Annotated in this window: 20 protein-coding genes; 8 read left to right on the top strand and 12 right to left on the bottom strand. The window is 50.2% G+C overall.

The features are described from left to right. The first annotated feature begins 189 nt into the window (after positions 1–189). Positions 190–1,377 (top strand): efflux MFS transporter YdeE, encoded by a 1,188-nt coding sequence (gene ydeE / locus OGV94_RS10730; protein WP_043016357.1) that lies wholly within the window; start codon positions 190–192, stop codon positions 1,375–1,377. A gap of 40 nt (positions 1,378–1,417) precedes the next feature. Here the strand turns inward: ydeE and urtE are convergent, their stop codons facing one another. From urtE to urtA, 5 genes are read right to left on the bottom strand one after another with little or no spacing between them, the layout of a single operon-like run. Then, positions 1,418–2,116 (bottom strand): urea ABC transporter ATP-binding subunit UrtE, encoded by a 699-nt coding sequence (gene urtE / locus OGV94_RS10725; RefSeq protein WP_043016358.1) that lies wholly within the window; start codon positions 2,114–2,116, stop codon positions 1,418–1,420. Positions 2,117–2,125: 9 nt separating this feature from the next. Further along, on the bottom strand, positions 2,126–2,923 hold the full coding sequence (gene urtD / locus OGV94_RS10720) for an urea ABC transporter ATP-binding protein UrtD (RefSeq protein ID WP_043016359.1): 798 nt from the start codon (positions 2,921–2,923) through the stop codon (positions 2,126–2,128). Beyond that, positions 2,923–3,996, bottom strand: a complete 1,074-nt coding sequence (urtC, locus tag OGV94_RS10715) for an urea ABC transporter permease subunit UrtC (protein WP_181231418.1) — start codon at positions 3,994–3,996, stop codon at positions 2,923–2,925. The genes urtD and urtC overlap by 1 nt, the downstream gene beginning before the upstream one ends. Further along, positions 3,996–5,570, bottom strand: a complete 1,575-nt coding sequence (gene urtB / locus OGV94_RS10710) for an urea ABC transporter permease subunit UrtB (protein ID WP_286523304.1) — start codon at positions 5,568–5,570, stop codon at positions 3,996–3,998. Before urtB ends, urtC begins: the two co-directional genes overlap by 1 nt. Before the next feature lie 43 nt (positions 5,571–5,613). Further along, positions 5,614–6,885 carry an urea ABC transporter substrate-binding protein gene (gene urtA / locus OGV94_RS10705; protein WP_043016362.1) on the bottom strand — a complete coding sequence of 424 codons (1,272 nt, stop codon included), beginning with the start codon at positions 6,883–6,885 and terminating at the stop codon, positions 5,614–5,616. Positions 6,886–7,371: 486 nt separating this feature from the next. Between urtA and mgtS the strand changes: the two genes are divergently transcribed. After that, complete coding sequence (gene mgtS, locus OGV94_RS10700; RefSeq protein ID WP_003032406.1) at positions 7,372–7,467, top strand: protein MgtS; 96 nt, start codon at positions 7,372–7,374, stop codon at positions 7,465–7,467. A gap of 287 nt (positions 7,468–7,754) precedes the next feature. Here mgtS and OGV94_RS10695 read toward each other — a convergent pair whose 3' ends face one another. After that, positions 7,755–8,681 (bottom strand): diguanylate cyclase, encoded by a 927-nt coding sequence (locus OGV94_RS10695; protein ID WP_087050568.1) that lies wholly within the window; start codon positions 8,679–8,681, stop codon positions 7,755–7,757. A 346-nt stretch (positions 8,682–9,027) separates the two neighbouring features. Then, positions 9,028–11,073 (bottom strand): peptidyl-dipeptidase Dcp, encoded by a 2,046-nt coding sequence (gene dcp, locus OGV94_RS10690; RefSeq protein ID WP_286523301.1) that lies wholly within the window; start codon positions 11,071–11,073, stop codon positions 9,028–9,030. 137 nt (positions 11,074–11,210) lie between these two features. On the opposite strand from dcp, the gene ydfG reads away from it, so the two are divergent. From ydfG to ydfZ, 3 genes are all read left to right on the top strand, one after another. After that, positions 11,211–11,957 carry a bifunctional NADP-dependent 3-hydroxy acid dehydrogenase/3-hydroxypropionate dehydrogenase YdfG gene (ydfG, locus tag OGV94_RS10685; protein WP_043016364.1) on the top strand — a complete coding sequence of 249 codons (747 nt, stop codon included), beginning with the start codon at positions 11,211–11,213 and terminating at the stop codon, positions 11,955–11,957. A gap of 86 nt (positions 11,958–12,043) precedes the next feature. Beyond that, positions 12,044–12,730: a GntR family transcriptional regulator gene (locus tag OGV94_RS10680; RefSeq protein ID WP_043016365.1), complete on the top strand. Its 687-nt coding sequence runs from the start codon at positions 12,044–12,046 to the stop codon at positions 12,728–12,730. Positions 12,731–12,921: 191 nt separating this feature from the next. Beyond that, positions 12,922–13,125 carry a putative selenium delivery protein YdfZ gene (gene ydfZ, locus OGV94_RS10675; protein WP_005121144.1) on the top strand — a complete coding sequence of 68 codons (204 nt, stop codon included), beginning with the start codon at positions 12,922–12,924 and terminating at the stop codon, positions 13,123–13,125. A 75-nt stretch (positions 13,126–13,200) separates the two neighbouring features. Here the strand turns inward: ydfZ and OGV94_RS10670 are convergent, their stop codons facing one another. The 4 genes from OGV94_RS10670 to OGV94_RS10655 form a co-directional block, all read right to left on the bottom strand. Beyond that, positions 13,201–14,667 (bottom strand): mannitol dehydrogenase family protein, encoded by a 1,467-nt coding sequence (locus tag OGV94_RS10670; RefSeq protein WP_075146148.1) that lies wholly within the window; start codon positions 14,665–14,667, stop codon positions 13,201–13,203. 161 nt (positions 14,668–14,828) lie between these two features. Next, the gene (locus OGV94_RS10665) at positions 14,829–16,163 is read right to left on the bottom strand and encodes an MFS transporter (protein ID WP_051642672.1); all 1,335 of its coding nucleotides are present in this window, start codon (positions 16,161–16,163) and stop codon (positions 14,829–14,831) included. A gap of 60 nt (positions 16,164–16,223) precedes the next feature. Then, positions 16,224–17,438 (bottom strand): starvation-sensing protein RspA, encoded by a 1,215-nt coding sequence (gene rspA, locus OGV94_RS10660; protein WP_043016367.1) that lies wholly within the window; start codon positions 17,436–17,438, stop codon positions 16,224–16,226. Positions 17,439–17,545: 107 nt separating this feature from the next. Beyond that, positions 17,546–17,872 (bottom strand): YnfA family protein, encoded by a 327-nt coding sequence (locus tag OGV94_RS10655; RefSeq protein ID WP_286523299.1) that lies wholly within the window; start codon positions 17,870–17,872, stop codon positions 17,546–17,548. 153 nt (positions 17,873–18,025) lie between these two features. Here OGV94_RS10655 and OGV94_RS10650 point away from each other — a divergent pair, with 153 nt between their 5' ends. Further along, a complete protein-coding gene (locus OGV94_RS10650) occupies positions 18,026–18,367 on the top strand; it encodes a DUF1283 family protein (protein WP_043016369.1) in 342 nt (113 codons plus the stop codon). Between the two features lie 35 nt (positions 18,368–18,402). Next, positions 18,403–18,963, top strand: coding sequence for a spermidine N1-acetyltransferase (speG, locus tag OGV94_RS10645; RefSeq protein WP_043016370.1), 561 nt, complete (start codon positions 18,403–18,405; stop codon positions 18,961–18,963). A 6-nt stretch (positions 18,964–18,969) separates the two neighbouring features. On the opposite strand, the gene OGV94_RS10640 is transcribed toward speG, so the two are convergent. After that, complete coding sequence (locus OGV94_RS10640; RefSeq protein WP_087053422.1) at positions 18,970–19,680, bottom strand: YnfC family lipoprotein; 711 nt, start codon at positions 19,678–19,680, stop codon at positions 18,970–18,972. Positions 19,681–19,782: 102 nt separating this feature from the next. Between OGV94_RS10640 and OGV94_RS10635 the strand changes: the two genes are divergently transcribed. Beyond that, complete coding sequence (locus OGV94_RS10635; RefSeq protein ID WP_087050570.1) at positions 19,783–20,091, top strand: DUF1161 domain-containing protein; 309 nt, start codon at positions 19,783–19,785, stop codon at positions 20,089–20,091. Positions 20,092–20,184 lie beyond the last annotated feature (93 nt).

Here is a 20,184-nt window from a genome sequence, read left to right as displayed (position 1 = left end):
CCCTGCAAATATTAAATTTTTGTAAACAAGTTAAAGTAACGGAAATCGTTGTGCCGTAACAGATCATTAATTCAGGTAGGCCACACAGGGCGTTTTCGGACAACTTATTGAGTGTACATCACACTTTTAGCATGCTATTTGTTTTTGATATCTAAAAAAACATAACAACATGCATTGTCGGGCAGGAAAATGAATATCTCTTTGAGAAGGTCCACTCTCGCGTTACTCGCATCATCATTGTTATTAACGATTGGCCGTGGCGCCACGCTGCCATTTATGACTATCTACCTCAGTCGACAGTACAACCTGAGCGTCGACCTGATCGGTTATGCGATGACGGTCGCTCTGACCATTGGCGTGGTGTTCAGCCTTGGCTTTGGTATTCTGGCCGACAAGTTCGATAAAAAACGCTACATGCTGCTGGCTATCTGCGGCTTTGCATCAGGCTTTATTGCTATTCCACTGGTGCATAACGTGGTGGTGGTGGTTCTGCTTTTCGCTCTGATCAACTGCGCCTACTCCGTCTTCGCCACGGTTTTGAAGGCCTGGTTTGCCGATAACCTCTCCGCGACCAACAAAACGAAAATTTTCTCGCTTAACTATACCGTGCTGAACATTGGCTGGACCGTTGGCCCACCGCTGGGCACGCTGCTGGTGATGCAAAGCATTAACCTGCCGTTTTGGCTCGCTGCGGCTTGTTCAGCCCTACCACTGGTGTTTATCCAGACCTGGGTAAAACGTTCACCGGCAGCATCAGAAGGTTTAAACGCCGCGGTTTGGTCCCCCTCGGTACTACTACGCGACAGAGCATTATGCTGGTTTACGCTATCCGCATTCCTGGCGTCATTCGTTAGCGGCGCGTTTGCGTCCTGTATTTCACAATACGTCATGGTGGTTGCTGACGGCGATTTTGCCGAGAAGGTGGTGGCAGTGGTTCTGCCCGTCAACGCCGCTATTGTGGTATCACTGCAATATGCCTTCGGCCGCAGGCTCACCGCCACGAATATCCGACCGTTAATGACGGTGGCGACGCTGTTCTTTGTGGTTGGCCTGGTTGGCTTCACCTTCTCCGGTAATAGTCTGTTGTTATGGGGGATATCTGCCGCCTTTTTCACTATTGGTGAAGTTATTTACGCGCCAGGTGAATACATGCTCATCGACAACATCGCACCAGCTGGCATGAAAGCCAGTTATTTTTCCGCTCAGTCGTTAGGCTGGCTGGGCGCAGCGGTAAACCCATTAGTCAGCGGCGTCATTTTAACTACATTGCCGCCGTGGTCGCTATTTGTGGCGCTGATGGTCGCAATCATCCTTGCCTGGGCGCTAATGATAAAAGGCATGCGCACCAAACCCTGGGGACAAACAGCGGTCTGCTAATGAGTAAAGCGACAGAGCCGGAGCCGCTCTGTCGCATATTTCAAATGGCGACAAGTCCCCGGACGCCCTCGGTCTCCATATTTTTGCCGTCGCCGCTTTGAATAATACTGCCGCGCGACATAATCAGGTATTTATCGGCCAACTGCTGCGCAAAATCATAGAACTGCTCCACCAGCAAAATGGCCATATCTCCCCGGTGCGCCAGTTGAGAAATCACCTGACCAATCTCTTTAATCACTGACGGCTGGATCCCCTCAGTGGGTTCATCGAGGATCAACAGCTGCGGGCGACTTGCCAGCGCCCGTCCAATCGCCAGTTGCTGCTGTTGCCCACCGGACAAATCACCGCCCCGCCGGTGCTTCATCTCCTGTAAAACCGGAAAGAGCGCGTAGATATCATCCGGAACGCATCGGGCCTCCTGTGCTGAAAAACGGGAAAGGCCGAGCAACAGATTCTCTTCCACCGTCAGACGTGGAAAAATATCGCGCCCCTGTGGGACATACGCCACACCGGCCCTGACCCGCTGATGTGGTTTCCACTGAGTGACATTTTTTTCCTGCCAGAGCACGCTTCCACTACGGGCAGGAATAAGCCCCATCAGGCACTTCAGAAGCGTCGTTTTCCCCACGCCGTTACGCCCCAGCAGACATGTCACCTCGCCGATACGCGCGTCAAAGTTCACACCTCGCAGAATATGACTGCCACCATAATATTGATTCAGTTCTTTCACCTGCAACATCTGCACCCCTTAACGTCCGAGATAAACTTCAATAACCTGCTCATTGGCCTGCACTTCACGCAGACTCCCCTGAGCCAGTACACGTCCCTGATGTAATACCGTGACGCGATCGGCGATGGTTTCGACAAATCCCATATCGTGTTCAACAACCATCAGGGAGTGCTTCCCGGCAAGCTGGCGAAACAGCTCCGCCGTGTATTCCGTCTCCGCATCCGTCATACCCGCAGCAGGCTCATCCAGCAGCAGTAAATGAGGTTCCTGAACCAGCAGCATGCCAATTTCAAGAAATTGTTTCTGCCCGTGCGAAAGCAGCCCGGCGCGACGGGCCCGCTCGTTACCCAGGCGCAACAGCGCCAGTATTTCATCAATACGATCCCGCTGTTCGCCTGTTAGGCGCGCCCGTAGAGAGCCCCAGACAGATTTATCGCTTTTCAGCGCCAGCTCCAGGTTCTCCTCCACCGTTAACGCTTCAAATACCGTGGGCTTCTGAAATTTCCGCCCAATCCCCTGACGTGCAATGGCGATGGGATCCAGCGTTGTTAAGTCGGTTGACTGATCGTATATCGCACGACCGCTTTGCGGCCTGGTTTTGCCGGTAATGACATCCATTAGCGTCGTTTTTCCGGCGCCGTTGGGACCAATGATGCAACGCAACTCCCCAACGCCAATATTGAGCGTGAGATCCGTTAACGCCTGAAATCCATCGAAATTTACGTTAATTTTTTCCAGCTGTAACACGGGGTCCGTTTGGTCGCGAAACCGATCCCCAGGCATCTGGCGAGTGAAAAGTCCTTCATCTGGCTGCATTATTTGTCTCCCTTGCGAAACAGGCCAATCACGCCGCGAGGTAAAAAAAGCGTAACGCCGATAAAGATCAGGCCAAGAAACAGCTGCCAGTATTCCGGCATGATGACGGTAAACAGGCTTTTAGCGCCATTCACCAGTACGGCGCCAAAAACCGGGCCGATCAGGGTTCCACGCCCGCCGAGCGCAACCCAAATCGCCGCTTCAATCGAGTTAGTCGGCGACATTTCGCTGGGGTTAATGATTCCCACCTGTGGAACATACAGCGCACCCGCCAGACCGCACAGCACGGCGGAAAGCGTCCACACCAGCAGCTTGAAACCTTTTGGATCGTATCCACAAAACATCAGACGATTCTCGGCGTCGCGTACGGCAGTCAGAATACGACCAAACTTACTGCGGGCCAGCGCCATCCCCAGCCATATTGCCAGTACCAGCAGCAGGACTGTCGCCAGAAACAGCGCAATACGGGTTGAGGTCGCGGTCACAGGGAATCCCAGAATGGTGGTAAAGCCAGTAAAACCGTTATTTCCTCCAAAGCCGGTTTCGTTACGGAAAAACAGCAGCATTCCGGCGAAAGTCAGGGCCTGGGTCATGATGGAAAAATAGACCCCTTTGATTTTTGAACGGAAGGCAAACCAACCAAATACCAGGGCCAGCAGGCCCGGCACCAGCACAACCAGCAGCATCGCCCAGATAAAGTGTTGCGTCCCCCACCAAAACCAGGGCAGCTCGGTCCACGACAGGAACGACATAAAGGCTGGTAACTCTTCGCCGGAGGCCTGACGCATCAGGTACATTCCCATCGCATAGCCCCCAAGCGCAAAGAAGATACCGTGGCCCAGCGAAAGCATTCCCGCATAACCCCACACCAGATCCAGCGCGACCGCCACAATGGCATAGCAGAGAATTTTTCCGGCCAGCGTCAGCGTCCACACCGATATGGCCAGCGGATGTTCCGCAGGTAACAGCGCCAGAAACGGCAGAACAATCAACGCGAGCAGTAAGCACAGTCCCAGGACGCGTGTCGCCCGCGGCGCTTTACGCGCCAGCGTCAATGTCATTGGCATCGTCATCAGTCAATAACCCTCCCTTTTAGCGCGAACAGCCCTTGAGGACGTTTCTGAATAAACAGAATAATCAGCACCAGAATCATAATTTTGCCGAGAACCGCCCCCACCTGAGGCTCAAGAATTTTGTTGAAGATCCCCAGCCCAAACGCGGCGGCCACACTCCCGGCGAGTTGCCCAACACCGCCCAGCACCACCACCAGAAACGAATCGATAATGTAGCTTTGCCCCAGTTCCGGTCCTACGTTGCCTAATTGCGAGAGCGCGACGCCCCCCAACCCGGCAATCCCTGAACCAAGACCAAAAGCCAGCATATCGACGCGTCCGGTAGGTACGCCGCAGCAGGCCGCCATATTGCGATTTTGCGTCACTGCACGCACGCGCAGCCCGAGACGCGTTTTATTCAACAACAGCCAGGTGAAGAACAGCACCAGCATGGCAAAGCCAAGCACCACAATTCGGTTCCACGGCAAAATCAGATTGGCATAAACCTGAATGCCGCCGGAAAGCCATGCCGGATTGGCGACTTCAAGGTTTTGCGCGCCGAAGGTCATACGCACCAACTGGATCAGCATCAGACTGATCCCCCATGTCGCCAGCAGTGTTTCGAGTGGACGTCCGTATAAATGGCGAATCACCCCGCGCTCGAGCAGCATTCCCACCGCCGCGGTAAGTAAAAAGGCGACCGGAAGCGCAATAACCGGATACCAGGCCAACCATTGCGGGAAAAACTGGCCGATAATCTGTTGCACCATCCAGGTACAGTAAGCGCCAAGCATTAACATCTCGCCATGCGCCATATTAATGACGCCGAGTAGCCCGTAGGTAATAGCCAGCCCCAGTGCCGCCAACAGCAAAATTGAGCCCAGCGACAGCCCCATAAATGCCTGTCCAAGAAGATCGCCAACCTTCATGCGATGCGCGATGGAATTCAGGCTTTCGCCAGCGGCCGCACGAACGCGCGCATCAGGTTCATGTTCAGCCCGGGTGAATGGCAGCAGGCGCGCCTGGGTTTCAGGATCGTTTGACGCCCCGAGAAGTTCGACGGCCTGCCGTCTGACCTCTGGCAAGGTGCTGGTTAGTTGCAGGTTTGCCAGTGCAATCTCCAGCGCGGATTTCACGCCAGCATCTGGCTCCCGGGCCAGTTGTAGCTGCAAAAACGGCAGCATGCCCGGCTGTGCCTCACGTTGTAATGTACGTGCTGCCCCTTTTCTCATGGTGACACTGTCACTTAAAAGTTGATGAACGGCCCACGTTCCGGCCACCAGATTACGCAGGCGGTTAGTCAGGCGGACTTTTTTAAGCTCGCCGGACTGAGATGCCGCGGCTCCTAACGGCTGTACGTGCGAGTCGTCCACGATGAACGCATTTTTCGCGTCATCGGTCAGCAGGTTCTCATCTCGCAGCGCGCTAAGCAGCGGCATACGCTGAACGTCTGGATTCACCGCCCATTGTTCAAGCAAGGCGGCCTGCTGAGTTCGGCTGCCGGCGGTAAAGGTATCGGCATCTGCGGCCTGCGCTATCCACGGCATAAACCACATCAGCAACAGCACACCACGAATAAAACGCATAGCTTTCATAAGCGTTCTCCAAAGCGTTGCCCTCCCGCGGGAGGGCGTAAGATCAGTTGCTGGCGGTTTTCACGGGCTGGTCAGATTTTTTATCATTACCGGCGATGTACGGACTCCACGGCTGGGCGCGGACCGGCTCATCGGTTTGCCACACCACGTTAAACTGGCCGTTGCCTTCAATCTCGCCAATCATGACGGGTTTATGCAGGTGATGGTTGGTTGCATCCATGGTCAGGGTAAAACCTGATGGCGCAGCGAATGATTGCCCCGCCATAGCGGCGCGAACTTTATCCACATCGGTAGTTCCGGCTTTTTCTACCGCTTGCGCCCACATATGCAGGCCTACCCAGGTGGCTTCCATAGGATCGTTCGTTACCACCGAATCCGCATTTGGTAGCTTATGGGCTTTGGCATACGCCCGGTAATCCGCGACGAACTTTTTATTGGCCGCATTATCTACGGACTCAAAGTAGTTCCACGCAGCAAGGTTGCCCACCAGCGGTTTGGTATCAATTCCTCGTAATTCCTCCTCACCCACGGAGAATGCCACCACCGGAACATCGGTGGCTTTCAGCCCCTGGTTCGCTAACTCTTTATAGAATGGAACGTTAGAATCCCCGTTGATGGTTGATACCACCGCCGTTTTCCCCCCTGCGGCGAATTTTTTAATACTGGCGACAATGGTCTGGTAATCGCTGTGTCCGAATGGGGTATACACCTCTTCGATGTCTTTATCGGCAACGCCTTTCGAATGCAAAAAGGCGCGTAAAATTTTGTTAGTCGTACGCGGATAGACATAGTCCGTACCCAGCAGGTAGAAGCGCTTAGCGCTGCCGCCGTCCTCACTCATCAGGTACTCAACCGCCGGGATCGCCTGTTGGTTAGGCGCCGCGCCGGTATAGAAGACGTTAGGCGACATCTCCTCACCTTCATATTGCACCGGGTAAAACAGCAGACCGTTTAATTCTTCAAACACCGGTAAAACAGATTTACGCGAAACCGATGTCCAGCAGCCGAAAACCACCGCCACCTTATCCTGACTCAGCAACTGACGTGCTTTTTCAGCAAATAACGGCCAGTTCGAGGCCGGGTCAACCACTACAGGCTCCAGCTTTTTACCCAACACACCACCCTTCGCATTGATTTCATCAATGGTCATCAACGCCACATCTTTCAGCGGCGTTTCGGAAATAGCCATCGTGCCGGATAACGAATGCATGATGCCAACTTTAATGGTGTCGGCTGCCTGAACGCTAAAACTCATTCCCATTGCTACTACAGAGGCGGAAAGCGCAAAAGCTTTTAAAAATGTACGACGCTGCATAGTTTCACTCCTGAAATTAGACTTGCTGAAAGCTCCGGTGCAGCCGGGCAGACAAAACGGTGCAAATTAAGGGTATTCAGAAGTGATAAGGCAAAAACGATGCCAGATATTAAAACATCACATAAAATCAATAAATTAGCGCGTCATGTACAAAAATTAGTATTAAAATCCCCCACCAGAAGGATTAATCAAACGAAAAATTGAACCACCATGAGACAACTCTGCATTATAAACGTGCAACAGTCTGTGTCTGCAGCACACCGTGATAACGGCGTCTCCGGGTTGAAAAGCAGGGTTATTTGCCTGCAGATAAATGTGTCTCGTCACTATTATTTATTTTTCCCGACGCCATCACGTCAAAATTTTACTTTTCAGCCAAAATAATCACACAGTTCAGCCTTTGTTTAAGATTGAATTGCTACTATAGTCATAAGCGAGGTGAACTTAAGGTAAGAGAGGAAACTCACAGATAAAGGAGCATTTACTATGCTGGGTAATATGAATATTTTTATGGCTGTTCTGGGAATTATTTTATTTTCCGGTTTCCTGGCCGCGTATTTTAGCCACAGATGGGATGATTGATGAACGGAGATAGTCCTGCACCGACCCGGCCCCTTGTAGCGTAACTGCACAAGGGGCCATTTTTTTTTACCTGAATCGCCCTCCTGGCACTTTTTCCCTGGTTTACAGATAAAAAAAACCGCCGGATAAACCAGCGGTGAATGCTTGCATGGATAGATTTGTGTTTTGCTTTTATACGCTATCTGGCAATTCCCTGCGAAGATAACGGATATTTGGCTAATCTATCATCGACAACCCCAATGAAAGTTAAACGAAACGCAACTACCTTGAAACGGTGTTCGCAAATCTCACGCGCTCAAGGGGTATGAGATCTCATCACTGGCGTCAACCAGAGTGATCCGCTCGCGTTCATCCATGAACATACAGCGATTCCTGCCGGCCTGTTTTCCTTGATACATCGCGTTATCAGCCCGACCAAGAGCGGTATCCAGCGCTTCTCCCTGTTGAACTCGTGTTATTCCAGCCGTTACCGTGATTCCGATCTCTCCATCAGCATAGGGTATTTTTTTCTGGCCAATAAGCTGACACAATCGCAAACCTGCCTGGCCAGCCTGTTCATCCGTTTTTGTGCGGATGATGATAATAAACTCTTCACCACCGTAGCGGTAAGCCACCTCATCATATCGTGTCCATGACAACAAATTTGATGCCAGAGCGCGTAGTACCACGTCCCCCACCAGGTGACCATAAGTATCGTTAATGTGCTTAAAACGGTCGATGTCCAGCAACAAGATATAGAGGTTAAGCGGCTCGGCATCGAGTAACTGCTGGTCAAAAGACTCATCGAGCATTCTTCTGCCGGGTAAGCCTGTTAATACATCGATATTACTGCGGATGTTCAGTAAATATATTTTGTAGTCCATTACAGCAGACGTAAATGCCAGTAACGCGTCCTGGAAGCTGTCGAAATGCCATGAATGGCTACGATTCTCCACTATTGCCAATAGCAACTCCTTTCCTAATAAATGCATCTTTTCATGGGCTGCATTTATCTTACTTACATAACTACAATCATCCTCATTGTGCAATGGATGATAATTAAGCCACTGTCCAAATTGACAAACAAAATGAGAGTTGTCACCTACAATATCCGGCTGAGTGACATCGGAGGACACAACGCAGCGGAACATTTTCACCATCCATTTATAGTGAGCATCAATGGACTTGTTCAATGCTAGCAAAATCGCATCTATTTCCGCCGTATTTTTCATCATCACGACCTCCCTCCCTGTTCGAGCGTCTAAGATATAATTATCTTAACGACAAAAAAGAAAATTTATGTAAATTTTTTAATAGTAGTTATTAGACAACAAATTAACGACTCCTTCATTATAGGTCGCAAGATGATTGAAACTCACACTTAACCATTAAATATCAATGAGATATATTAACCACCCCTTTCCTTGTTTCATATTTAATGAAACGAAAACATATCAAGCAAAACAATATACAACTCGGACAGCATAGTTAAAATGAGAATAAGCGTTATCAATTGGAACGATGAACACAAGATAAAAAACCGGGCATCACGCCCGGTTCTTCTCGTCATCTAAACAAACCTTACGCGCTCAAACCACGATGTTTGAGCATCGGCTCCATTTGGGGATCGCGTCCGCTCCAGTGGCGATAAAGCACAGCTAAATCAGTGCTATTCCCGCGCGACAAAATCGCATCGCGGAATTTCTGCCCGTTTTCCCGGGTTAATCCGCCCTGCTCTACAAACCACTGATAGCCGTCGTCGGCCAGCATTTGCGTCCACAGGTAGGCGTAATAACCAGCGGCATAGCCGCCGCCGAAAATATGGGCAAAATAACTACTGCGATAACGTGGCGGCACGGCCTTGAGATCCAACCCTTCTGCCACCAGCGCCTGCTGTTCAAATTGATCGACCGGATGAGATGCGTCGCTCATTTCCAGAGAGTGCCAGCGCATATCCAGCAATGCGGCGCTGAGCAGTTCAGTCATGTCGTAACCTTTGTTAAACAGACTTGCCTGCTGCATTTTATCTCGCAATGCCTGCGGCATTTGCTCCCCGGTATCGACATGCCGGGCAAAACGGGCAAAGACCTGCGGATGACTCGCCCAGTGCTCGTTGATCTGCGAAGGGAACTCGACAAAATCCCGCGGAGTATTGGTTCCTGAAAGTGTGGCATAACGCTGAGTGGCAAACAGACCGTGCAACGTATGTCCAAACTCATGAAATAACGTAATAACATCATCCCACAGCAGTAACGCGGGCTGCTCTTTTGCAGGTTTTTGATAATTACAGACGTTGTAAATAACCGGTCTGGTTTCGTTAAGTAGCGATTGCTCAACAAAATTACCCATCCAGGCTCCACCGCTTTTTGATTCCCGGGCAAAGAAATCACCGTAAAATAACGCCAACCCTATGCCATCATGATCGAATATTTCCCATACCCGTACATCCGGGTGATAAACAGGAATGTCGAATCGCTCCACGAATTTGATGCCATAGAGCTGATTGGCCGTCCAGAAAACGCCCTCGTTCAGTACCGAATCCAGGGAAAAATAAGGTTTGAGCTGAGCCTCATCAAGGGCATATTTCTCACGACGGACCTGCTCGGCATAAAACGACCAGTCCCAGGCCTCGGCGCTAAACTGCCCGTCTTGCTGAAAGATAACTTTCTGGATTTCAGCCTGCTCATCTAACGCTCGCGCTCGCGCGGCCGGAACAATAGACCGCATGAATGTCAGTGCCGCTTCCGGCGTTTTTGCCATCTGGTCGGCAATTTTCCATGCAGCGTAATTAGCAAAACCGAGCAGTTTCGCCTGCTGCATCCGGATCTCCACCAGTCGCTGAATAATAGCCCGAGTGTCGTTAGCATCATTGTTTTCAGCCCGTGTCCATGCGCGGGTGAACAGATTTTCACGGGTCTGACGATCGCGTAATACCGCAAGCGCTGGCTGCTGAGTGGTGTTTAATAACGGGATAACCCAACGCGCTTCAAGCCCTTTTTCCCTTGCAGTTTCGGCGGCAACAGCAATTTCCTCTGTGCTGAGCCCGTCCAGATGCCGGACATCATCCACCACCATAGCACCAGACTTGTTCGCCGCCAGCAGGCGTTGATTAAACTGGCTGGTCAGCGTGGCTGACTCCGTATTAAGCGCTTTAAGGCGGGCTTTATCCGTCTCATTCAGACAGGCGCCGGCCAATACAAAACGCTGGTAGGCGACTTCCAGCAGGCGTATTGATTCGCTATCCAGTCCTGAGGAACTGCGCCGTTGCCAGACGTTTTCGACGCGGGCGAAAAGCGCACTGTTGAGATAGATATCATTGGCAAGGCTCGCCAACTCTGCGGAAAACTCTTCGTCAAGGCGTTGTAGTTCATCGTTGGTGTGCGCCGCCGTCATCGCGAAGAAAACGCTGGTCACCCGCGTGAGCAGCGCGCCACTTTGCTCAAGCGCCAGTAAAGTATTCGCAAAATCAGGGCGCTGCGGGTTTTGCACAATCCCTTCGATCTCTGCGCGCTTTTGCCGCACACCTTCATCGAACGCAGGACGATAATGTTGCACGTCAATCTGATCAAACTGCGGCGCCTGATAAGGTAATGTGCTGTGGTGTAAAAAAGGATTCGTTAACGACATCTTTCACTCCTGAAAACGATTTGTTTACCAGAGTAGACTTCCCACGAATCGACCGCAATCGTGTTAAGCAGCAATAGCTCTGAACGGAAGTGACGTGCTATGGTAGTACTACATAAAAAGCGTTGAGGAACAGTGAGATGATCGTTTTAGTAACCGGAGCAACCGCAGGTTTTGGTGAGTGCATTACGCGTCGTTTTATTGAGAATGGGCATAAAGTTATTGCCACCGGACGCCGCCAGGAGCGCCTGCAGGAACTCAAAGATGAGTTGGGTGACCGTCTCTATACTGCGCAACTGGACGTACGTAATCGTGCATCAATTGAAGAGATGCTGGACGCCTTACCTGCTGAATGGCGCAATATTGATATTCTGGTCAACAACGCGGGTCTGGCGCTGGGCCTTGAGCCTGCTCATAAAGCCAGCATTGAAGACTGGGAAAATATGATCGACACCAACAACAAAGGCCTGGTTTATATGACCCGTGCTGTTCTGCCTGGTATGGTTGAGCGCAACCGCGGTCATATTATCAATATTGGTTCTACGGCGGGCAGTTGGCCATACGCTGGCGGTAACGTCTATGGTGCAACCAAGGCGTTTGTTCGCCAGTTTAGCCTGAATTTACGTACTGACTTACACGGTACTGCGATTCGCGTCACCGACATTGAACCGGGTCTGGTTGGCGGTACGGAGTTCTCAAATGTCCGTTTCAAAGGCGATGACGCTAAAGCTGAAAAAGCTTACGAAAATACCACAGCGCTGACCCCGCAAGATGTCACTGAAGCGGTATGGTGGGTGGCGTCTTTACCCGCTCATGTCAACATTAACACCCTTGAAATGATGCCTGTGGCACAGTCTTTTGCCGGACTGAGTATTCATCGTGGCTAATTTCTCTGCCCGGCCTTGCGCCGGGTATAGATAGCCTGAAATAAGTGATAAAATACCTGGGTTAACTCTCTAAAAAGTAAGAATGAATGACCGTAGAAACGCAGCTCAACCCTACACAGCCAGTAAATCAACAGATTTACCGTATTCTTCGTCGTGATATCGTGCATTGTCTGATTGCGCCCGGTACCCCGTTGTCGGAGAAAGAGGTTTCCGTACGCTTTAATGTGTCACGCCAGCCGGTACGAGAAGCATTCATTAAACTGGCAGAGAATGGCCTGATTCAGATCCGTCCGCAGCGTGGCAGCTACGTGAATAAAATTTCGCTGTCGCAGGTACAAAACGGCTGTTTTGTTCGCCAGGCAATTGAATGTGCCGTGGTCCGCCGCGCCGCATCATTGATCACCGATAAACAGTGTTATCAGCTCGAGCAAAACCTGCATCAGCAGCGCATTGCGATTGACCGCAAGCAAATTAATGATTTCTTCCAGCTTGATGACGAGTTTCATCAGAAACTGGCTCTCATCGCCGAGTGCCAGCTTGCCTGGGACACCGTCGAGAATATTAAGGCCACGATCGACCGCGTTCGTTATATGAGCCTGGATCATATTTCCCCGCCAGAAATGCTGCTGCGTCAGCATCACGATATCTTTGCCGCACTTGAGAAACATGATGGCGATGCCGTTGAGCGTGCAATGATGCTGCACCTCCAGGAAATTGGTGAGTCCGTTCAGTTGATCCGTCAGGAAAATAGCGACTGGTTCAGCGAAGATTAATACCACACTCACCTCACATCGAGGTGAGTTTCTCCTGTATGTTTCCCTCTCCCGCACATCTGCATAAAAAAAGCTGTGATTTTGATCGAAAACAAAAAAAATCATTAACGAGAAGCGTATTTATATTGCGCCCGTTACGTGGGACTAAAAGCCCACGGGCTTTGACGGTAAGTTGGAAAGGAGAAAACACCATGAAAACATACGATCGTAACCGCAACGCAATCACCACTGGCAGCCGCGTCATGATTAGCGACTCCGGACTCACAGGCCGCATTACAGCGATAGATACCGATGGCCTGACCGCTGAGCAAATTCGCCGCGGAAAAACAGTGGAAATCGAAGGGTGTGAAGGTAAATATGCCCCCCTCGAACTGATTCGTTTGGGCATGAACTAATTGGTGTGAATGCCAGAAAACAATGCGCCATCTGGCCCGTTTACAGCCAGATGGCGACCTGAAAGGTGTTCTTCTTTACTTCAGTTTTGCAGCATACTTCGCAACCGTTGCCTTCGCCCCTTCTGCCAGTAAAGCAAGATACGCTTGTGTGACCTGGTTTTTGAACCGTTCAACCTGCGGCAGTTCACGCCCAAATATAGCATCGATAGCCAGCAGCGCCTGAACGCGCTCTTCACCTTCGTTACTGCTACGCACTGCATTCTGGATCACCGGCAACAGTGGATCGCTAATTTCAATCGCCTGGCCCTGTTCATCCACACCGCCGACGTAGCGCATCCAGCCTGCCACGCCCAGGGCCAGTAACTCAAAGCAGCTACCGTGTACAATGTGCCAGCGAACGGAATCAAGCATACGCTGCGGCAATTTTTGACTGCCATCCATAGCAATCTGCCAGGTACGATGACGCAGTGCCGGGTTGCTGTAGCGCTCAATTAACAGATCGGCATAGTGCTGTAGATCCACGCCCTTAACTTTCAGGGTTGGCGCTTGTTCCTGCAGCATCAGCGCGCGGGCGGCAAGACGATAGTTTTCATCGCCCATACAGTCGTTAATGTGCTGATACCCAGCCAGATAGCCAAGATAAGCAAGAAAAGAGTGACTGCCGTTAAGCATACGCAGTTTCATCTCTTCAAACGGAATAACATCAGCGACCAGCTCCGCGCCAGCCTTCTCCCATTCAGGGCGACCGGCGACAAAGTTATCTTCAATAACCCACTGACGGAACGGTTCGCATGCCACGCCTGCCGGGTCGCGAACGCCGGTGATGCGTTCAATTTTGTCCAGCGTATCCTGGGTAACCGCCGGGACGATGCGGTCAACCATTGTTGAAGGGAATGTCACATGTTGTTCAATCCACGCAGCCAGATCAGCATCTACCGCCCGGGCATACGCAGTGACAACATTGCGCATCACATGACCGTTTTCTGGCATGTTGTCGCAAGACATCACGGTAAAGGCGCCTAAACCCGCAGCTTTGCGACGTGCCAGGGCTTCAACAACAACGCCAGGCGCAGTTTTTGGTTGTGTAGGGTTTTGCAGATCGGCGGCAATCATTGGGTTGTCTAACATCAATTGACCGGTCGCCGGAGAGTGGCAATATCCTTTCTCGGTGATGGTCAGGGAAACGATCGCAACCTGCGGTTCGCACATCGCGGCCAGTACGCTTTCCAGACCATCAACCTGCGCATGCAGGGCATTTTTCACCACGCCCACGACTCTTGCAGTCCAGGCATCCGCAGACATTTCTGCAACGGTATACAGATTATCTTGCTGTTTGAGATCGGCAATCTGCTGCTCACCGCCAATCAGGTTCACTTCGCAATAACCCCAGTCACTGTCGTGTTCTGCAGCCAGAATATCAGCGTAAACCCCCTGATGTGCGCGGTGAAACGCGCCAAAACCCAGATGGACAATACGCGGAACCAGTTTTGTACGATCGTAGTCGGGAAGCACAGCCTTTGCTGCCAGGAGCTTGTTTTGCATGGTATGGCCTACTTATCAATGGAATCAGGACTGTCTCAGAGTAACGCCTGTATGGTTGTATGTTTTGATTTGCATTAAGCTTTTTATGATTGGTATGACATCATTTGTTTAGTTATGTACCAAAGTCAGTGAATTTGGCGGCATACTGCCGCCAAAGGATATTAATGTTTCTGCCACTGCTGGTATTCACGCTTAAGTCTTTGCGGAGCGGTTTCCGGCATCATCAACAAACCTATAATTGAGATAACTCCAAGTACAATCACATAGGTTGCAAGTCCATAGTAATGTCCACCGGTTACTTGCAGAATTTTTACTGCCACCAAGCCAAGAATGCCACTGCCTATTAGCGACCCCAGTTGCCAAATTAATGCTATTCCGCTACAGCGAATATGAGTTGGGAAAAGCTCCGGAAAATAAGAAGCCTGAGGTGCATAACACATACTATGCCCAACACTCAGCACCAGGATCATTACTATTTGTGTAAGCCAAAAACTATCCTGATTAATCGCAAGGAAGAAAGGAATAATCATAACGACCTGCAGCAGCGCACCGATAATATAGACTGGTTTACGTCCAATTTTATCGCATAGCGACCCCATCAACGGTATTGCAATGATTTCTATTATGACCGCAACGATCATTGTCTCCATCAAAATATTAGCATCAAGATTGTTTGCCTTACCGTAAGCCAAAACAATCACTGTGAACATTGCAAATGTACAAGCTTCAATCAGTTTCGCGCAGACCCCCTTAACAACAATGCCAGGAAAATCGCGGATAACTTCAACTAATGGACGTGATTCTTCTGCTTTTGTCTCCCTAATCTGAGCAAAGACCGGTGATTCATCAATTTTTAAGCGGATAAACAGCCCAACAATAACCAGTAACAGACTCAACAGGAACGGTATACGCCACCCGTAATCCATCATTGCCTCTGGAGAAAGTGTGGCATTTAACAGCGCAAAGAGCGCTAACGGCAGAAGGAAACCAACCGGGGCACCGATTTGAACCCAACTGGAAAAAAATCCACGATGTTTGGGTTCAGAATATTCAGCCGTCATCAGTACTGCACCGGCTTGCTCGCCTCCAACGCCAAATCCCTGTAATACACGAATAAAAATAAGTAAAGCTGGAGCCCAGACACCTATTTTCTCATATGTAGGTAATAACCCTATACAGAACGTCCCCAAACCAACAATTAATATAGTAATAACCAGTGCTTTTTTACGCCCAACCTTATCGCCAATATGGCCAAAGACAATTCCTCCTAATGGTCTTGCGAGGAAACCAACAGCATAGGTTGCAAAAGCAGCGAGAGTACTTATTAACGGATCGTCACTTGGGAAAAATAGATGACCAAAAAAGAGTACAGCTGCTGTCCCGTATGCAAAAAAATCATAATACTCAGCAGCAGTACCAATTGCGGATGCTGAAGCCACTCGACGAATAATGGGCTTATTATCTACGTTATTTTTAATATCGACTGAACTAACCATAAGTTTAACCTTCTGTAGGGTATTGGGTTAATCAACATCTTTCGTACGTAAAATGTATATTTACCAGTTCCACAATGTGCCATCTTCCAGGCGAGCAACGGGCAGATACGCAGGATCATACGGATATTTCGCCGCCAGTTTTTCGTCAAACTCGATCCCAAGACCGGGTTTGTCTCCTGGGTGCATATAGCCGTTATCAAAGGTCCAGTTATGTGGGAACACTTCCAGCATCTGCTCGGAATATCCCATATATTCCTGTACGCCAAAGTTCGGCACCCACAAATCAAAGTGCAGCGCGGCGGCCATGCATACTGGTGACAAATCGGAAGGCCCATGTGAACCGGTACGTACCTGATACAGCGAGGCGAAATCGGCAATCCGGCGCATACCGGTGATACCACCCGCATGGGTGATGGTGGTACGGATATAGTCGATCAGTTGTTCTTCAATCAGCTGTTTACAGTCCCAGATACTGTTGAACACTTCCCCTACCGCAATCGGTGTGACCGTATGCTGGCGGATCAGGCGGAAGCACTCCTGGTTTTCAGCCGGGGTTGGGTCTTCCATCCAGAACAGACGGTATTGCTCAATGCTTTTGCCGAAACGGGCCGCTTCAATAGGCGTCAGACGGTGGTGCATATCGTGCAGAAGATGTTCGTTGAAACCAAACTTATCGCGTACGGCAGCAAACAGTTTTGGCGTGAAATCCAGGTATTTCTCCGTTGACCACAACTGCTCTTCCGGCCATTGCCCTTTGGTGGCCGGTTCATAGGCCTGTCCTTTTCCTTTAGACATGCCGTAAGTGGTTTTCATGCCAGGTACGCCACACTGTACGCGAATGGCTTTAAAGCCCATCTCTTTATGACGCGCATAGTCTTCGAGTACGTCATCAACGGTATGGCCTGTAGTGTGACAGTAGACCATAACCCCTTCACGAGAAGCACCGCCGAGCAGCTGGTACAATGGCATATTTGCCGCTTTCGCTTTGATGTCCCATAGCGCCATATCCACTGCGGAAATCGCCGACATGGTGACCGGACCACGACGCCAGTACGCGCCTTTGTAGAAGAACTGCCAGATGTCCTCGATTCGGTGTGCATCCCGGCCAATTAGCTGCGGGCAAACATGATCTTTCAGATAGGACGCCACGGACAACTCGCGTCCGTTTAATGTGGCATCTCCCAGTCCGGTGATGCCATCTTCTGTCGTAATTTTCAACGTTACAAAATTACGCCCCGGACAGGTGACAAACACTTCAGCCCCAACAATCTTCATTTTTTATCCCTTACATCTGTTCTTGTGATGCAGGAAATTTACCCAACTGAGCTACTACCATACAAGTATAATGATCAAAAAAGCGCTGATTGATCACAAAAAAGGCGCTATGCGCGCCCCCATCCAGCCACAATGATCAGCATGCCGCACAGCGCCACCACCGTGCCTGACCAGTCATACAGGCTCAATTTTACGCCATCGACAATGCGTAGCCATAGCAGCGCGGTCACCACGTACACCCCGCCATAGGCTGCATAAACACGTCCGCTTGCTGCCGGATGCAGCGTCAGCAACCAGACGAATAACGCCAGTGACACCCCGGCGGGTATCAGTAGCCAGGCCGTAGCCCCTCGCTTAAGCCAGAGCCAGGGTAAAAAGCAGCCAATGATTTCGCATAATGCGGTGACGAAAAAAAGCAAAGTAGTCTTAAGCATTGATGTTATTCAGTTACCTTAGGTTTAAGCATGATACGACAGAATATTACCAGCGTATCCATATCCGCTGAGTGGGTATGCCCGGAAGCCGGAATAGTGTAGAATTTAACCCTGTTTTATCGTTTTTTCCCTTTCCCATAAAAGGAATTCGCCATGAAAATTACACTGACCAAACGCCTGTGCCTGACGGCTATGCTGACGCTGGCTGCGGCTGTGTACACCTCTTCCGCATTCGCTGAAACCAGTAAACTGATCATTGAATCCGGAGACAGTGCGCAAAGTCGTCAACAGGCAGCAATGGAAAAGGAACAATGGAACGATACGCGTCAGCTACGCCAGAAAGTTAATAAACGTGTAGAGAAAGAGTGGGACAAAACCGACGCGGCGTTCGATAGCCGTGATAAGTGCGAACAGAGCGCTAATATTAATGCGTACTGGGAACCCAACACCCTGCGCTGCCTTGACCGCCGTACTGGCCGCACCGTTGCCCCATAATCATTGCACTTTGAAGGATATTGAAAGGATACGATATGACTAGCGCCCTCAGTGTTAAGTTGCGCCCGCTGGAGCGTGAAGATTTACGATTCGTCCATCAGCTTGATAATAACGCCAGCGTAATGCGTTACTGGTTTGAAGAACCTTACGAAGCGTTTGTTGAGCTGTCAGACCTGTACGACAAGCATATTCACGACCAAAGCGAACGTCGCTTCGTGGTGGAGTGTGACGGTGAAAAAGCCGGTCTGGTGGAGCTGGTTGAAATTAACCATGTGCACCGTCGGGCCGAATTCCAGATCATTATTTCGCCTGACTATCAGGGCAAAGGTCTGGCAACGCGCGCGGCAAAGCTGGCAATGGATTACGGCTTTACCGTACTCAACTTATATAAGCTGTATCTGATCGTTGATAAAGAGAACGAAAAAGCCATCCATATCTATCGTAAACTCGGCTTTATGGTCGAAGGTGAGCTGATTCATGAATTCTTTATCAACGGCCAATACCGCAACACTATCCGCATGTGCATCTTCCAGCAGCAGTATCTGGCAGAACATAAAACGTCAGGTCCTAACCTGTTGCAACCTACCGCTCAGTAAAGGCGATTAGTAGTAATCGATAGTGTTTTCAATTGAGTAATGATGTTCAACTGCCGGCTTCACGCTCTCGTCAACGATAACGAGCCGGCAGTTGACAGGATTAGCATAGTCATCGTACTTGCACGTTTGTTTGACATTACCTAACGGATGATCGTTGAGCAGGCTCACTGCGGTGTAATCCAGTTTCTTCAACGGGTCGACCGACGGTTTGGCATCAACCTGCAAGGTATTGTCCTTATTGACGGTTGTTTTGCCCAACGGGTAGCCTTCCGCATCATAGCGATATTTCACTTTCATCTCTTTTCCCGTGGCAGAAACAACGAAACCGTTATCGTCGGTATCCCACACCACACCCGCCGCAGGCAGCTCTGCTAACTGGCATTTACCCTGTAAGCGGATCCGTTTTTCCAGCGTTTCGGCATCCCGATAATAGTTAGCATCCAGGACCAGCGCCATACCGGTATTGTTTTCGATATCATGCAACTCAAGCGTATCGAAGCACCCTTCCTGTGAGAGCGTACCGACAACGCGTTTGGTGACTTCACCTTTGTCATTAAGCAGCGTCTGGCTGAAATCTTTTACCGGCCCGCGCAGAGGATCGAAATCAAATTCATTGGAAAAACTGGCCATTTCCGGCGTAAAGGAATCCAGGCCTTTGGCGTTATCACACCCGACCAGCACGACACACAGGAATCCTAACAGGGTCTGTTTCTTCACATTTTTCACCGGGATAAGAAGATAATTCTCAATCATATTAGCAAATACAGTTATTTACACCAGAAATGCTAATCTTAGTCTATGTCGATAATAAAGGAGCTGATGATGAAATACATAACAGGAATTGCCGCGCTCTTACTGGTAGTCGCGTCCCCGCAGGTTCTGGCGGCACCGGCGTCATGTGAACGCGTGAAAAGCGATATCGAACAGCGCATCATTAATAACGGCGTGGCTGAATCCAGCTTTACGCTGAACATTGTCCCCAACGATCAGGCCGATCAGCCTGATTCACTGGTCGTGGGCCATTGTGCAAACGACACACACAAAATTCTCTATACCCGTACCAACAGTGGCAACGCCCCTGCCAATAGCACCCCAGCACAGGATGGACACGTCGCCGAACCGCAATAAATTACACCCTCCGTGCGCGGAGGGTCACTCCAGTTTGATATGCATTAATATGACATACTCATAACCAGGTAAACTCAAACCATTATTAGCATG

The sequence above is a fragment of the Citrobacter sp. Ce006 genome (assembly GCF_030336535.1).
Taxonomy (GTDB): domain Bacteria; phylum Pseudomonadota; class Gammaproteobacteria; order Enterobacterales; family Enterobacteriaceae; genus Citrobacter; species Citrobacter europaeus.
Note: the sequence above shows the minus strand (reverse complement) of the source record. Positions and strands in the feature narration are given on the sequence as shown.